General features: G+C 68.6%; 11 protein-coding genes. 4 read left to right on the plus strand and 7 right to left on the minus strand.

The features are described from left to right. Positions 1-3: 3 nt before the first annotated feature. Entirely contained in the window at positions 4-1,218 is a 1,215-nt protein-coding gene (locus BM417_RS03700; protein WP_093588264.1) for a cytochrome P450, read from the minus strand. Between the two features lie 14 nt (positions 1,219-1,232). Beyond that, positions 1,233-2,552, minus strand: a complete 1,320-nt coding sequence (gene ccrA, locus BM417_RS03705) for a crotonyl-CoA carboxylase/reductase (RefSeq protein WP_093588265.1) — start codon at positions 2,550-2,552, stop codon at positions 1,233-1,235. Positions 2,553-2,653: 101 nt separating this feature from the next. Here ccrA and BM417_RS03710 point away from each other — a divergent pair, with 101 nt between their 5' ends. Both BM417_RS03710 and BM417_RS03715 read left to right on the plus strand, forming a co-directional pair. Next, positions 2,654-4,381: an ABC transporter ATP-binding protein gene (locus BM417_RS03710; protein ID WP_093588266.1), complete on the plus strand. Its 1,728-nt coding sequence runs from the start codon at positions 2,654-2,656 to the stop codon at positions 4,379-4,381. Next, the gene (locus BM417_RS03715; RefSeq protein ID WP_093588267.1) at positions 4,378-6,264 is read left to right on the plus strand and encodes an ABC transporter ATP-binding protein; all 1,887 of its coding nucleotides are present in this window, start codon (positions 4,378-4,380) and stop codon (positions 6,262-6,264) included. Before BM417_RS03710 ends, BM417_RS03715 begins: the two co-directional genes overlap by 4 nt. A 210-nt stretch (positions 6,265-6,474) precedes the next feature. On the opposite strand, the gene BM417_RS03720 is transcribed toward BM417_RS03715, so the two are convergent. Beyond that, complete coding sequence (locus tag BM417_RS03720) at positions 6,475-7,512, minus strand: GDP-mannose 4,6-dehydratase (protein WP_093588268.1); 1,038 nt, start codon at positions 7,510-7,512, stop codon at positions 6,475-6,477. 72 nt (positions 7,513-7,584) lie between these two features. Continuing rightward, positions 7,585-8,322, minus strand: coding sequence for a thioesterase II family protein (locus tag BM417_RS03725; RefSeq protein ID WP_093588269.1), 738 nt, complete (start codon positions 8,320-8,322; stop codon positions 7,585-7,587). A gap of 52 nt (positions 8,323-8,374) precedes the next feature. On the opposite strand from BM417_RS03725, the gene ligD reads away from it, so the two are divergent. Continuing rightward, complete coding sequence (ligD, locus tag BM417_RS03730) at positions 8,375-9,319, plus strand: non-homologous end-joining DNA ligase (protein WP_093588270.1); 945 nt, start codon at positions 8,375-8,377, stop codon at positions 9,317-9,319. After that, entirely contained in the window at positions 9,309-10,238 is a 930-nt protein-coding gene (locus tag BM417_RS03735) for a DNA polymerase domain-containing protein (RefSeq protein ID WP_093588271.1), read from the plus strand. The genes ligD and BM417_RS03735 overlap by 11 nt, the downstream gene beginning before the upstream one ends. On the opposite strand, the gene BM417_RS03740 is transcribed toward BM417_RS03735, so the two are convergent. From BM417_RS03740 to BM417_RS03750, 3 genes are all read right to left on the minus strand, one after another. Then, positions 10,217-12,712: a caspase family protein gene (locus tag BM417_RS03740; RefSeq protein WP_093588272.1), complete on the minus strand. Its 2,496-nt coding sequence runs from the start codon at positions 12,710-12,712 to the stop codon at positions 10,217-10,219. The two genes, BM417_RS03735 and BM417_RS03740, sit on opposite strands and share 22 nt — an antisense overlap. Before the next feature lie 43 nt (positions 12,713-12,755). Beyond that, positions 12,756-13,634: a hypothetical protein gene (locus tag BM417_RS03745; protein ID WP_143138487.1), complete on the minus strand. Its 879-nt coding sequence runs from the start codon at positions 13,632-13,634 to the stop codon at positions 12,756-12,758. A 71-nt stretch (positions 13,635-13,705) separates the two neighbouring features. Then, a complete protein-coding gene (locus BM417_RS03750; protein ID WP_245821664.1) occupies positions 13,706-15,397 on the minus strand; it encodes an ABC transporter family substrate-binding protein in 1,692 nt (563 codons plus the stop codon). Positions 15,398-15,439: the final 42 nt, after the last annotated feature.

The raw sequence follows: 15,439 nt of genomic DNA on the forward strand, positions 1-15,439 counted from the left end.
CGCTTACCAGGTAACGGGAAGCTCCCGCAGCGAGTAGACGATGGCGCCGTCGCGGAACCGGAGCTCCTCCGCCGGTTTGGCCAGCGCCAGGGTCGGGATGCGGGTGATCAGCGTCAGCAACGCGACCTGAAGTTCCACGCGGGACAGGAACTTCGCGATGCAGCTGTGGACGCCGTGCCCGAACGCCAGCGGCGTGGAGTCCTGGCGCGTGATGTCGAGCTTGTCGGCGTCCGAGTACACGCTCTCGTCGCGATCCGCGGACGAGAGCAGGGCGATGATCCCGTCGCCCGCCCTGATCTGCTGGCCGGCGATCTCCAGGTCCACTTTGGCCACCCGGCCGACGCCGCACTGCATCACGTTCTGGTGCCGCAGCAGTTCCTCGACGGCGCCGACGACGAGGTCCGGGTTCTCGCGCAGCTTCACGAGCTGTTCCGGGTGTTCCAGCAACGTCAGGATGCTCAGCGCGATCGACGACGCCGTCGTGTCGTAGCCGGCGGAGAGCAGCATCATGCCGATGACGACGGCCTCTTCGCGCTTCAGCTCGCCCGCGGCCATCTGGTTCACGACCAGACGTCCGAGCACGTCGTCGGTGGGTTCCTTCTCCTTCTGCGCCACCAGCTTCGTCAGGTAGCCGAACAGGGCGCCCGCCGCGGCGTTGCGGTGAGCCTGGGACGACGTCGTCTCGACCAGGGTGTTGATCCAGCGGCCGAACGCGAGGCGGTCCTTGTACGGGACGCCGAGCAGCTCGCACACGACGGTCAACGGGATCGGGCGCGCGAAGTGCGTGACCAGGTCGACCGGCTGCGGGCCCTTCAGCAGCGCGTCGATCCGCTCGTCCACCAGCTTCTGCACCGAGGGACGCACTTCCTCGGCCCGTTTCTTGGTGAACATCGACATGATCATCCGCCGGTACCGGGTGTGGTCCGGTGCGTCGACCGTGACGAACGCACCCGGCTGCGGGTCGACCGGGAACAGGTAGCGCGGGTAGCCGGGGTTCATCACCTCGGCCGAGAACCGTTCTGTGTCGGCGAGAAGGGCCCGCACGTCCGCGTACCTGGCCACGAGCCACGCCGTGTCCCCCGCCGGTGTCGTCACCTTCTGCACCGGCCGGTCGGCGCGCAACCGGCCGTACTCCGGTGGCAGGTCGAGCGGGTTCTGCGGATCACGGGCGAAGGGGAACGGGCACGCCGAGGCCGGCGCGATTACTTCTTCCGTCATAGCGGGAACCTTCACTAAGAGGAGCGGAATCGGTTGATCGCGTCGATGTTTCTGCCGCGCAGCTCATGGTCCAGCACGCCGAGACCCTCGGACGGCGCCAGGCACAGCACTCCGACCTTGCCCTGGTGGGCGTTGCGGTGAACGTCGTGCGCGGCCTGCCCGGTCTCGTCGAGCGAGTACACCCTGGACAGTGTCGGGTGGATCTTTCCCTTGGCCACCAACCGGTTCGCCTCCCAGGCCTCGCGGTAGTTCGCGAAGTGCGACGAGACGATGTGCTTGAGGTTCATCCACAGGTACCGGTTGTCGTACTGGTGCAGGTATCCCGACGTGGAGGCGCAGGTGACGATCTTGCCGCCCTTGCGCGCCACGAACACCGAGGCACCGAACGTCTCCCTGCCGGGGTGCTCGAACACGATGTCCGGGTCCTCGCCGCCGGTGAGCTCACGGATGCGCGCGCCGAACCGCTTCCACTCGCGCGGGTCCTGCTCGTGCTCGTTCTTCCAGAACCTGTACCCCTCGGCCGAACGATCGATGATCAGCTCCGCCCCCATGGATCGGCAGATCTCCGCCTTGTCCGGCGAGGACACGACACAGACAGGGGTCGCGCCGCCGTTCAACGCGAACTGCGTGGCGTAGGAACCGAGTCCGCCGGAAGCACCCCAGATCAGGACCGTGTCGCCCTGCTTCATGTTGCCGCCGTTGGTCGACACCAGCTGGCGGTACGCGGTGGAGTTCACCAGACCGGGCGAGGCGGCCTCCTCCCACGTGAGGTGCTCGGGCTTCGGCATCAGCTGGTTCGCCTTGACCAGCGCCAGATCGGCCAGGCCGCCGAAGTTCGTCTCGAAGCCCCAGATCCGCTGCTGCGGGTCCAGCATCGTGTCGTTGTGCCCGTCCGGGCGTTCCAACGGCACGTCCAGGCAGTGCGCAACCACCCGGTCGCCCGGCTTCCACACCGTCACGCCAGGGCCTACGCGCAGCACGACGCCGGCGAGGTCGGACCCCACGACGTGGTACGGCAGCTGATGTCTGCCCCCCAACCGGCGCAGGAACCCGAACGTCGACACCGGCTCGAAGATCGACGTCCACACGGTGTTGTAGTTGATCGCGGACGCCATCACGGCAACCAACGCCTCACCGGGCGCCAGCTCCGGTGTCGCGACCTCGCGGACCTTCAGCGACCGCCGCGGGTCCTTCTCCCAGGTCGGGAGGCCCGCGAACATGTCGGCGTCGCTCTCCTCGACCACCACGGCGCGATAGCTCTCCGGCACCGGTAGCGCCTCGAAGTCCCGCGCCACCGCGTCGTCAGATTCGATGGCGCTCAGGATTTCGCTCATGTACCTCAAGGTAGGAGGACCGGCCCTAGGGAATGCCCGAGAGAAACGAGCCCTGCAAGTCTAGGGATTGCCGGTACGGCCACTGAGGTGTGCTGGGGCGTGTGCTCGCCCGATTCCTGAACCACCACCTCCGGCCGTACCGGGGAACACTCGTGCTCCTGGTGGTGCTCCAGCTGGTCCAGACCGCCGCGACCCTGCTGCTGCCCACGCTCAACGCGCAGATCATCGACAACGGCGTGCTCCTCGGCGACGCCGGCTACATCTGGGGCACCGGCCTCACGATGCTCGGGGTCGCGGCCGTGCAGATCCTCACCGCGAGCGGCGCGATGCTGCTCAGCTCCCGCATGTCCGCGGGCCTCGGCCGGGACCTGCGCGAGAAGGTGTTCCGCAGGGTCATGACCCTGTCGGCACGGGAGGTCGACCAGATCGGCGCGCCGTCGCTGATCACCAGGACCGTCAACGACGTCGGGCAGGTCCAGAGCATCGTGCTCACGACCGCCGACGTCGCCGTGTCGGCGATCATCATGTGCGTCGGCGGCGTCGCCCTGGCTCTCGTGCAGGACGTTCCGGTGTCGATGATCCTGATCGCGCTGGTCGTCATCGTGATCGCCGGCCTGACGTTCATGCTCCAGCGCCTCTCGCCGTTCTACAAGGCCATGCAGAGCTATCTCGACCGCATCAACCACCTGCTGCGCGAGCAGATCATCGGTGTTCGGGTGATCCGCGCGTTCGTCCGTGACCAGCACGAACGTGGCCGGTTCGACGCCACCAACGGTGATCTGCACGCAACATCGCGGCGGGTCGGGCGGATCATGGCGACGATGCCTGTGATGGTCATGACCGTGATGAACGTGCTGACGATCGGCATCATCTGGTTCTCCGGTCATCGCATCGAGGACGGCACCATGCAGCTCGGTGCTCTGCTCGCGTTGCTGTCGTACGTCACGTTGATCATCGTCGCGATCATCATGGCGATGCTCGTGTTCACCGAGGCTCCCCGCGCCGCCGTGTCCGCGAACCGCGTGAACGAGGTCCTGCAAGCCGAGTCGAGCATCGCCAAGCCGCGAACACCCGTCACGAAGACGGCCCTGCGTGGGCATCTGGAACTGCGCGGCGCCACGTTCGGCTACCCCGGTGCGGAGAAACCGGTGCTGCGGGACGTCGGCCTCACCGCCCGGCCGGGCGAGACGGTCGCGATCCTCGGCAGCACCGGCAGCGGCAAGTCGACGCTGTTGTCGCTGGCACTGCGGCTCTACGACGTCACCGGCGGTCAGGTGCTGATCAACGACACCGACATCCGCGACCTCGACCCGCAGGCACTGCACCGGATCGTCGGCTACGTGCCGCAGAAGGCACACCTGTTCAGCGGCACGATCGCGTCGAACCTCCGCTACGGCAAGGAGGACGCGACCGACGACGAGCTGTGGCACGCGCTGGAGATCGCGCAGGCCGCCGAGTTCGTCCGGCCGCTCGGGCTCGACGCGCCGATCTCGCAGGGCGGGTCGACCGTCTCAGGTGGACAGAGGCAACGCCTCGCCATCGCACGGGCACTGGTCCGGCGGCCCGAGATCTACCTGCTGGACGACTGCTTCTCCGCGCTCGACCTCGGCACCGAAGCCAGGCTGCGCGCGGCGCTGGCCCGCGAGCTCCACGACGCGACGATCCTGCTGGTCACCCAGCGGATCAGCACCGTCGAGGCGGCGTCGCGCGTCGTCGTGCTGGAGGACGGCCAGGTCGTCGGCTCCGGTACGCACGCCGAGCTGATCGGCACCAACCAGACCTACCGGGAGATCGCCCTCTCCCAGCCAGTCGGAGGGACCGTCCGATGACCCTGCTCGCCGATCCCGAAGTCCGGTCCGAGGTCTCGGAACCGAAGAAACCCGCCACCACCAGGCGACTGTTCGGGCTGCTGGTGCCGTACCAGGGCAAGCTCGTGATCATCGGACTGCTCGCGGTCGTGACGATCGGGCTCAACCTGCTCGGCCCGATCCTGCTCGGCCGCGCCACCGACCTCATCTTCACCGGCCTCGTCAGCCGAGGCCTTCCCGCGGGCGCCACCGAGGAACAGGTCCTCGCCCAGCTGCGGGCGGAGGGCAAGGGCACCCTCGCGAACGTCATCAGCACCGTCGACTTCGTGCCCGGCCAGGGCGTCGACTTCGACACGCTCGGCAAGTTGCTGCTGCTGATCCTCGGCCTGTACGTCATCGGATCGGTGTCCATGCTGATGCAGGGCCGGGTCGTCAACAACATCGTGCAGCACGCCGTCTTCAAGCTGCGCGAGGAGATCGACGCGAAGCTCACCCGGCTTCCGCTGGCCTACTTCGACCGCAACCCGCGCGGCGAGATCCTCTCCCGAGTCTCCAACGACGTCGACAACCTGCAACGGACCGTGCAGCTGTCGATCGGTCAGATGCTCACGTCGGTGATCTCGGTGTTCGGCGTGCTGGCGATCATGCTGGTGATCTCCGTACATCTCGCCCTGCTGGTGCTGATCTGCGTGCCGATCGCACTCGTGCTGGCCGCATGGATCTCCAAGCGCGCCATGCCGAAGTTCGCCGAGCAGTGGCAGTCGACGGGCGCGTTGAACGCGCACGTCGAGGAGATGTACAGCGGCCACGCGCTGATCACCGCCTTTGGCCGGCAGGAACAGGCCTCGCGGGAGTTCGCCGGGCGCAACGAGACGATGTACCGATCATCGTTCAGCGCACAGGCCATCTCCGGCCTCATCGGACCGGCGACCCGGTTCATCACCGACCTCAACTACGTGATGGTCGCCGTCGTCGGCGCGCTGCGGGTCGCGTCGGGCTCGGTGTCGATCGGTGATGTGCAGGCGTTCATCCAGTACTCCGGCATGTTCTCGCGGCCGATCATCGACGTCGCGAACTTCTCCGGCCAGCTCCAGTCCGGCATCGCCTCGGCCGAGCGCGTGTTCGAGCTGCTGGACGAGCCGGAGCAGTCGCCGGCGCCCGCCAGGCCCGCGACCGTCTCGCCGGTGCGCGGACACGTCGAGTTCTCGCACGTCTCCTTCCGCTACACGCCCGGCAAGCCGCTCATCGACGACCTGTCGCTGTCCGCGGCACCCGGCCGGCTCGTGGCCATCGTCGGGCCGACCGGTGCCGGCAAGACGACGCTGGGCAACCTGCTGCTGCGGTTCTACGAGCTCGACGCCGGCCGGATCCTGCTGGACGGCACGGACATCACGTCGCTGACCCGCGAGGAGCTCCGCTCGGCCATCGGGCTGGTCTCGCAGGACACGTGGCTGTTCGAGGGCACGATCGCCGAGAACATCGCCTACGGACGGCCCGGTGCCACACGGGACGAGGTCGTCGAGGCCGCGAAGGCCATGTGCGTGGACCGGTTCGTGCGGTCGCTGCCCGACGGGTACGACACGGTCCTCGACGAGGAGCACGGCGGGTTGTCCGCGGGTGAGCGGCAGCTGATCACGCTGGCCCGCGCGTTCCTCGCCCAGCCCGCGATCCTGCTGCTGGACGAGGCCACGTCGTCCATCGACACCCGCACGGAGGTCCTCATCCAGCAGGCGATGACGTCGCTGCGGGCGGGCCGGACGAGCTTCGTGATCGCGCACCGGCTGTCCACGATCCGGGGCGCCGACCTGATCGTCGTGATGGACCAGGGTGCCGTGGTGGAACGCGGCACGCACGAGGAACTGATGGCCGCCCAGGGTTTCTACGCCAGGCTGTACTCGGCCTAGGACGAACGGGATCTCCAGCTCCGCTGGTTCGGCGCGCTCCGCTTCGGCCGGGGCGCGCCTTCCCGTTTCCCCACCGGCAGCACGTCGGTGTCGGAGAACGAGGCGGGTCCCGCACCGGGCGGCTTCCGCACCGCGCAGCTTCGTCCAGGAGAGAGCAAAAAAGATCCACAGCCGCAGACTTCAGCGGCTGTGGATCCCGGGAGGGTGGATCTACCAGCTGGCGGCGGCCAGCAGGTCGCCGTACTGGTGCTCGGTGGCGACGTGCTTGAGGTCGGCCTCCACCATCATCTTCATCAGCGCCGAGAAGTCGACCTCGGGCTTCCAGCCGAGCTCACCGCGCACGCGGCTGGTGTCGGCGCACAGGATCTCGACCTCGGCCGGGCGGACCAGCACCGGGTCGATGTAGACGTAGTCCTCCCAGTTGAGGCCCACGTGCTCGAACGCGAGGCGCACGGCGTCGCGCACCGAGTGCATCTCGCCGGTGCCGACGACGTAGTCCGTGGGCTCCTCCTGCTGGAGCATCAGGTGCATCGCGCGGACGTAGTCGCCGGCGAAACCCCAGTCGCGCAACGCGTCCAGGTTGCCCAGGGCCAGCTTGTCCTGCAGGCCCTGCTTGATCTTCGCGACACCGAGGGAGATCTTGCGCGTCACGAACTCCGCGCCGCGGCGCGGCGACTCGTGGTTGAACAGGATCCCGCCGACCGCGTACATGCCGAACGACTCGCGGTAGTTGCGCGTGATGAAGTGCCCGTAGGCCTTCGCCACGCCGTAGGGGCTGCGGGGGTGGAAGATCGTGGTCTCGCGCTGCGGCGTCTCGGCGGCCTTGCCGTACATCTCCGACGACGACGCCTGGTAGAAGCGGATGTTCTTGGCCGAGGCGCCGTTGTGGCGGCTGCTGGACAGGCCCGAGACGATGCGGATCGCCTCCAGCACGCGCAGCACGCCCATGGCGTTGACCTCGGTGACGAGCTCGGCCTGTTGCCAGGACATCGGCACGAACGAGATGGCGCCGAGGTTGTAGACCTCGTCCGGCTGCACCAGGTCCACAGCGGACACCAGCGAGGCCTGGTCCATCAGGTCACCGTCCACGAAGGACAGTTCCGACATGAGCCGCGACACCCGCATCTTGTGCGGGTTCGCCTGTCCCCTGACGAGTCCCCACACGTCGTAACCCTGCTTGAGCAGGTGTTCCGCGAGGTACGACCCGTCCTGGCCGGTGATCCCGGTGATCAGTGCCCGCTTGGTCATCCCGTTTCCTCTCATCGCCTTACCGCTCGGTCCGACACGGGACGGACCTGAATCCCTTGCAAAATTAGGGGTTCAGGCACTAGGGGATTCGCCGGAAACGACGTCCGCGACCGCGCTTCTGTTGTCGGACAGAAAGAAATGGCCGCCGGAGAACACCCTGAGCGTGAAATCGCCGGTGGTGCGCTCTCGCCACTGCCCCACCTCGTCCACCGACGCCTTGGGGTCGGCGTCTCCGGTCAGCGCGGTCAGCGGGCACCGCAGCGCCGGACCCGGCCGGTAGCGATAGGTCTCGGCGGCCCGGTAGTCCGCGCGGATCGCCGGCAGCACCATCCGCACCAGTTCCTCGTCGTCGAACACCCGTGCGTTCGTGCCCGCGAGCCTGCGGACCTCGGCGATCAGGCCGGCGTCGTCACGCTGGTGCACGCGGTCGTCGCGGACGAGCTGCGGTGCGCGGCGGCCGGAGACGAACAGATGGTCCGGTTCGTGCCGCAGTGCCACCTCGAACGCGATCATCGCGCCCATGCTGTGCCCGAACAGGTGCAGCGGCCGGTCGGGGGTCAGCAGGTCCGCGATCTGGTCGGCCAGCGCGCGGATGTCGTCGATCAACGGCTCTGACCTGCGGTCCTGCCGTCCCGGGTACTGGACCGCGACCAGTTCGGCCCGTCCTTCGAAGTGCCGGGCGAACGGCTGGTACCAGCTCGCCGCGCCGCCCGCGTGCGGGAAGCAGACCAGGCGAGGTGCCCCCGCGGGAGCCTCGGAGAGTCGCCGGAACCAGAGATCGGTGTCGAGTGTGGAGGCCACGCCTGGCATGCAAGCACCGTTTGCACTGAGGAAACGCCTCGGAACGGTTAGGTTGGACGGCATGGGCAAGTCCCCGGCTGTGGAGCTCGAGGTGGAGGACCGCGTCGTGCGGATCTCCAACCCCGACCGCGTCTACTTTCCCGCGCGCGGCGAGACGAAACTGGATCTCGCGAACTACTACCTGTCCGTCGGTGACGGAATCGTCCGCGCGCTGCGGGAACGGCCGTGCATGCTGCACCGCTTCCCCGAGGGCGTCACGGGCGAGAAAGTGCACCAGAAAAGGCTTCCGAACGGCGCGCCACCGTGGGTGCGGACCGTGCGGGTGCACTTTCCGCGCTACAACCGCCACGCCGACGAACTGTGCGTCACGCACCTCGCGGACGTGATCTGGGCGGTGCAGATGTCCACTGTGGAGTTCCACCCGTGGAACTCGCGCGCCGCCGACACCGAGAAGCCCGACGAGTGGCGCATCGACCTCGACCCCGGCCCCACGTGCACGTTCGACCGCGTGCGACGGGTGGCGCTGGTGGTGCAGGAGGTCCTGGCCGAGCTGGGCGCGACGGGGTTCCCGAAGACGTCCGGGTCGAAAGGCCTGCACATCTACGTGCGGATCAAGCCCGACTTCGGCTTCCAGGACGTGCGGAAGGCGGCGCTGGCGTTCGCGCACGAGGTCGAACGGCGGGCGCCCGACGACGTCGAGACCACGTGGTGGCGCAAGGACCGCGACCCGTCGCTGGTGTTCGTGGACTACAACCAGAACACGCGCGACCGCACGATCGCCAGCGCCTACTCGGTGCGCGGCTATCCCGAGGCGACGGTGTCCACGCCGATCCGCTGGGACGAGATCCCGGACGTCGACCCGCACGACTTCACCATCGCCACCGTGCCGAAGCGCTATGCCGAACTGGGCGACCTGCACGCCGGGATCGACGACGCGGTGTGGTCGATCGAACCGCTGCTGGAGTGGGCCGCCAGAGACGAACTCGAGGTTCCCGATGAGCAGTGAGCTGAAGTTCTCGTCGCTCGACCAACCCCTGTTCGGCGGGCTGCTCAAGGGCGACCTGGTGGAGTACCTGCGGTTCGTCGCCGACAGGTTCGTGCCGGTGCTGGCCGGGCGGCAGCTGTCGGTGTGGCGGATCCTGCGCGGCCAGGACCCGTTCATGCAGAAGAACGTCCCCAAGTACACGCCGTCGTACGTGAAGACCGTCGAGGTCTGGGCCGAGGCGTCGCACCGCAAGATCAAGTACGCGATCTGCGACGACGTGCAGACGCTGATGTGGTTCGCGAACCAGCGCGCGGTCGAGTACCACGTGCCGCTGTACCTCGGTGATCACTTCGGCGAGGACCACCACCAGACCCACATGGTGCTCGACATCGACCCGCCGGAGGGTGCCGGATTCGACGTCGTGGTGGGCTCGGCGTTGCTGATCCGCGAGGCACTGGTGGACGCCGGCCTGGAAAGCGTCGTGAAGACGAGCGGCGCCAAGGGTGTGCACATCTTCGTGCCGCTGGAGGAGCACTCCCCCGACGACGTGGCCGCGGCGACGCGCGCGGTGGCGGTGCGGGCGGAGAAGCTCGACCCCGCGCTCGCGACCACCGCGTACATCCGGGCCGAGCGGGGCGGGAAGGTGTTCCTGGACTCGACACGCGCCTGGGGTGCGACCGTCGTCGCCGCCTACAGCCCCCGGTTGCGTGAGGGCCTGCCGATCTCGTTCCCCGTGCCGTGGGAGTCGTTGGGTGATGTCACGCCCGCCGACTTCACGATCAAGACCCGGTTCGACGGCGACCCGTGGGCGTCACTGATGCCGAAGCCGCAACGCCTGCCCGACGACCTGATCGCCGAAGGGCACACCATCCCGGTCGCCCGCGTGGTCGCGATGCACGAGGGCAAGCGGCGGAAGGCTCAGCGGGAGCGCGAGAAGTAGGCCACGATCGCGGCCGCAAGTGGCAGCGTCACGTGGGCGACGCTGGTGAACGTCGGCTCGCTCGCGGACACGTAGTCGCCGGCGCGCACCAGGATTCCGGCCGCGAGGGCGGTGCAGGCGGCGAACCTGGCGGTGCCGGTGGTCAGGACGACGATCAGGGGGATCACGACCAGGCCCGCCAAGCTCACGTGGGTGACGTACAGCGGGACCTCGGCCGTCAGGGTGATGACCACCTCCAGCAGCAACAACGCCGGTGCGATCGCGCCGAACCACCGCCGGTCGCGCCAGATGCGATAGGCCGCGAGGCAGGTGAGGGCGGCCGCCGTGATGAACAGCGTGATTTCCTCGCCGTCGCCGTTGAACGGTGTCAGGTCCTGCGCCGCGTACGCGACCACGTACACACCCAGCGCGCCCAGCCCGCCTCCGGCCAGCGCCAGCCACCACGGGGTCGCCGCGGCGGCGACGGCCAGGACGGTGGCCGCCAGCGCGTACGGGATCCACGGGTAGGTCTCACCACCGCTGAGCAGGCCTGTCGTGGCGGCCAGAAGGCCCAGCGCGGCGCCGGGAACCCACGGGTGGTCGCGGCAGGTGAGCACGAAGAGTGCCGCGACCAGCGCCCATGGCCAGACCGCGGCGAACACGAACGTGTGGGGGCTGGAGTCGCCGAGGACTCTGAGGATGCCGCCGGGGATCGTCATCAGGCCCAGGACGAGAAGGATGAGGGCCAGGCCTGCGGCCAGACGCGGCAGCGCGGTCGCCGCGGTCGTCAGGGAGGGGACGGGCGTGGGCTCTTCTGCCGTGCGCGGTGCATGGCCGTCGTCCGGCGGCCGAGCGGCAGGCGTGTCCTGTGCTTGCCTGGCTGCGGTGCCCGGCGGGCTCGCGGCAGGGGTGCGCATTGCCTGCCGGGCCGCGGTGCCTGGCGGCCGCGCAGCGGGAGTGTCCGGCGCTTGCCCGCCCGGCGGCCGCTTGGCGGGCGTGCCCGACGTGGCCGTTCCGGAGCCGGACGCGCTGAGCAGAGTGCGCCTGGGCGTCGGCGGAATCGATTCCGCCTCGTCGGCCCCCAGGGGGCTCGAAGCCCCCACTCCCATCGTCTCAGGCGGCACCGACAGTTTTCGCGCCTCGGCGTGGTCCCTGGCCGGGAGCTTCGAGGTCGGCGCGGGCACGGCCTTCTCCCCCAGCGCGTCGCGGGCCGCGGCCGCCACCATGCGGCTGTCGTCGTCGGACAGCTTCCGCAACGCCAGCCGCGCCGCCAGCACCCGCCCCTCGTGCGCGATCGACAGCATCCGGCGCAGTTCCGGGATCGCGCCCGCCCGCACGCCCGGCAGCGAGTGGTCGATCGCGTCCTGAAGTTCCGCGGGAAGGGCCGCGGGCACCGAGACCGGGCGGGCGCGGCGGGCTATGCGCAGGTCGCCGCGCACGTCGAGCATCCACTTGCCCGGGGTCTGGTGCGGGGTCACGCGGCGGACGCGGTCGTAGACGTACTCGTAGAGCTCGTCCAGGCCCACGTGGCCGTCCTGGTCGCGGTCGGCGTCGCCCGATTCGAGGCCCTCCACCAGCGCCGAGGTGAAGACCGACGGTTCGCCCTCGGACGAGTCGGCCACGGCCGCGCCCTCGAAGGCGTACTCCATGGCCGACGAGGCGGTGATGACGGCCCGGCCGCTGCCGCCGAACTGTTCCTCCAGGCCGATGAGGCCGCCCGCGCGGGCGACCATGCCGCGGCCGAACGCGCCGGAGTAGCAGCAGTCCAGCAGCAGGACGATGCGGCGGGAGCGGGAGCGGTTCATGCGGCGGGCCACGAAGTCCGCGGAGACGGCGGTGCCGGCCAGGCGGGAGAGTTTGGTGCTGGAGGTGGCGAAGTGGAGCTCGCCGGCCTCGTCCTTCACGCCGTGGCCGGAGAAGTGCAGGACCAGGAGGTCGTCGGAGGCGCGGTCGGCGAAGAAGTCCTCGACGGCCTCGTTCACCTCGGCGGCCGGGGAGTTGATCATCGTTCGGACGTGGAAGCCACCGATGCGCGGGTCCGCGAGCACCTCGCCCAGGCGGGCGGCGTCGTGGGCGGGGGCGCGCAACGACGACAGTCCGGGATCAGCGAACTCGTGGCTCGCGATGATCAGCGCGTAGCGGTGGAGGTGGCGGCCCAGCCACGCGGACCGCTCCGCCAGCTCCGCCTCGGTCGGAGCGCCGGTGAGTTCCAGGCTCTCGCCGTCCGCCTCGACCGTCACGGAACGACCGCGGCGCTGGCCCAGCCACGTCGACACGGCGTTGATCAGTGCGGCGAGCACGGTGGACTGGGAGATCGTGGTCAGCAGGGTGCCCAGTTCGGCCGGGTCGACGGTCTTGGCGCCCGCGGGGGCCTCGCCGGAAGTGGAAGAGACGGCGACGAGTTCCCGCAGTTCCGTCCGCAGGAACGCGGTGAGCTGCTCGATGCGCTCGTCGTCTGCCCCGTCTTCGCGCACGCGCAGTGTGACGTCGGTCATAGCGGCCTCCTATGGAAGGAGGTCGCTCACCGGACGCGAAGCATTACGACGGGTCGGAACCCCGGAAAGCCGCCCACCACAGGCCCAGCACCCCGGCGATCACGGTGGCCGTGATCCAGCCGGTGAACCCGCTGCGGTCCAGGTAGGCCCAGAACAGGCCGACCACCGGCGCGGGCACCATGAACACCGCGTCCACCCGCAGCTGGGCGGCCAGGCCACGCGGCGCGCGCGTGTCCGGATCGGGTCGCACCGGGTTGTCGAGACGACGGCCGCGCGGGTGCTTGGTCACCGGGCGGCCGGACGGGTAGACGGTCACACCGTCGATCAGAGCGACACGGCCGCCGCGCAGCTCCACGGACGACGGCGACGGCAGCGTCACGAGCACCGGGTCGTAGTAGACGGGCAGCCAGCGCTCGACCGGTCCCTCGATCTCCAGCCACGACCGCACCATCAGCCCGGACTGCAACCGGATCCGCCGCACGGAGACGGTGACAGCGGCGGCACGCGCCGACCGCACCGCCAGCAGCACCCGCACCACCCCGGCGAGGACGACCAGCAACGCCACCGCGACGGAGAACGTCACGCCGCCCAACGCCCGGTCGAGCTCCAGGAACAGGTCCGAGCCCGGGATCACGGCACGCGACGGGTCGGCGGGGTCGAACGCGACCTGCGTCTGCTTTCCGACGATCCGCGCCCCGTTCTCGTACGCGACGCGGGCGGTCCCGGACGGCCAGCGCACCTCGACCGCGCCGTCCGAAAAGGACACGACCTCGCCCATGTCGCGAGACGTCAGCGACACCAGTGCCGCGCGATCGTCCGAATAGGACAGCCAGGAGAACGACGCGACGACGAAGCACACGACCAGCACGACCGCCGTGGCGAGAAGACCATGGCGCAGCGCGCGAACCCGGGAACGCAGCAAGACCAGCTCCAAACAGAAAGAAACGGCCCGGCGGAAGGACCCGCCGGGCCGTTCGACAGCTGACTACCTCATCACTCGGTGAAGCCCATGTGGATGTAGTCGTACGGACGGTTCGCGTACGCGACGGCACCGAAGTTGGCGACGTTGCTCTTCACCGCGACCGCGCCGGGCAGCTGGTACAGCGGCAGCTGGGCGCCCAGCTCCCAGATCTTCTTGTCGGCCTCGTTCGCGATCTCCAGGCGCTTGGTGTCGTCGAGCTCACCGTTGGCCTGCTCCAGCAGCTTGTTGACCTCTTCGGAGCCGATCCGGCCGTAGTTCTGGTTGGTGCTGGCCGGGTCGAGCGTGTAGATGCCCTTGCTGTCCGAGATCGGCGTGGCCGAGGCCAGCCAGCGGAAGCCGGTCATGTCGAAGTTGCCGACGTTCACGAACTGCTTGAAGAAGTCGGTCGACGGCACGGCCTGGATGTCGACCTTGGCGCCGACCTCCTTCAGCTGCGTCTGCACGAGCTTCGCGATGCTGTCCGAGACGGGGTTCGGCGTCGGGATGACGTACCGGATGACCAGTTCCTTGCCATCCTTCTTGCGCGTCTCACCCTCGAGCTTCCAGCCCAGCTCGTCGAGCTGCTTCTTCGCGGCTTCCTTGTCGAACGACGCGACGGCCGAGTTGTCCTTGTAGCCGGCGGAGCCGAGCAGGAAGAAGTGGTTACCGGTGACCTGCGCGTCACCCTTCAGCATCTGACCGAGCAGAGCCGTGGTGATGACCTTGGTGTCGATACCGCGCATCAGGGCGACGCGGAGCTTCGCGTCCTTCAGGATCGACGAGTCGGCGCCGTTGAAGGTGATGTGCGAGTAGTCCGGCGTGATCGCCTGGCGGATGGTGACGCCCTGGATCGTCTTCGCCTTGGCGAAGTTGTCGATGCTGGAGCCGATGTCGAAGAAGTCGATCTGGCCGTTGGAGAGCGCGTCCGCGAGCGCGGGGCGGTCGACCTGACGGAACGTGATCTTCTCGAGCTTGGGCTTGTCGCCCCACCAGTTGCTGTCGCGCACGACCGTGACGGTCTTGGCGGTGCGGTCGATCGTGCCGATCTTGAACGGACCGGCGGTGATCTTCGGCGCGTCGGCCCAGCCCTTGTTGAACTCCTCGGCCGAGGAGGACATGGACTTCGGGAAGAGCGGCGAGAACAGGCCACCCTTCCACTCGGCGAACTTCTTCTTGAACGTCACCTTGACGTCGAGGTCGGTCGCGCCCTTCTCGACCTTCTCGACGTCCTCGTAGCCGGTGGTGCCGGCGACCTCGTAGGCCTTGTCGGTCCCGTTGAGGGACTTCCACTGCGCCTCGAAGTCCTGCCAGGACAGCGGGTTGCCGTCCGACCACTTGGCCTTCGAGCTGATCTTGAACTCGAGGACCTGCGGGTCGGAGGAGGCGAGCTTCGCGTCGTCGAGGTAGTCCTTGTTGACCTCGATCGTCGAGTCGGCCTTCTGCTTGAACAGGTTCGGCATGACCGTGTCGATCATGCGACGACCGTCGGCGTTGGTGCCGTCGAGCTGGTTGTAGTTCCAGTTGTCCGGCAACTGGTCGACCGGCCAGCGGAACTCGCCGCCGTCCTTGACCTTGGACGCGTCCTGCGGGTTGATGTCCGCTTGGCCGATCGCGTTGTCCGCGCCCTTGAGCCCGGAGTCGGTCTTGCTGGGCCCCCCACACGCGGTAAGCGTGAGGGCGACGACGGCCAGCGCGGTCACACCCACCTTGGTACGTCGACTCACTGTCGTGAACCTCCCTCGTGCCCGGACACCAGTTGCCGGGGA

Source organism: Lentzea waywayandensis, from assembly GCF_900115955.1.
GTDB lineage: Bacteria > Actinomycetota > Actinomycetes > Mycobacteriales > Pseudonocardiaceae > Lentzea > Lentzea waywayandensis.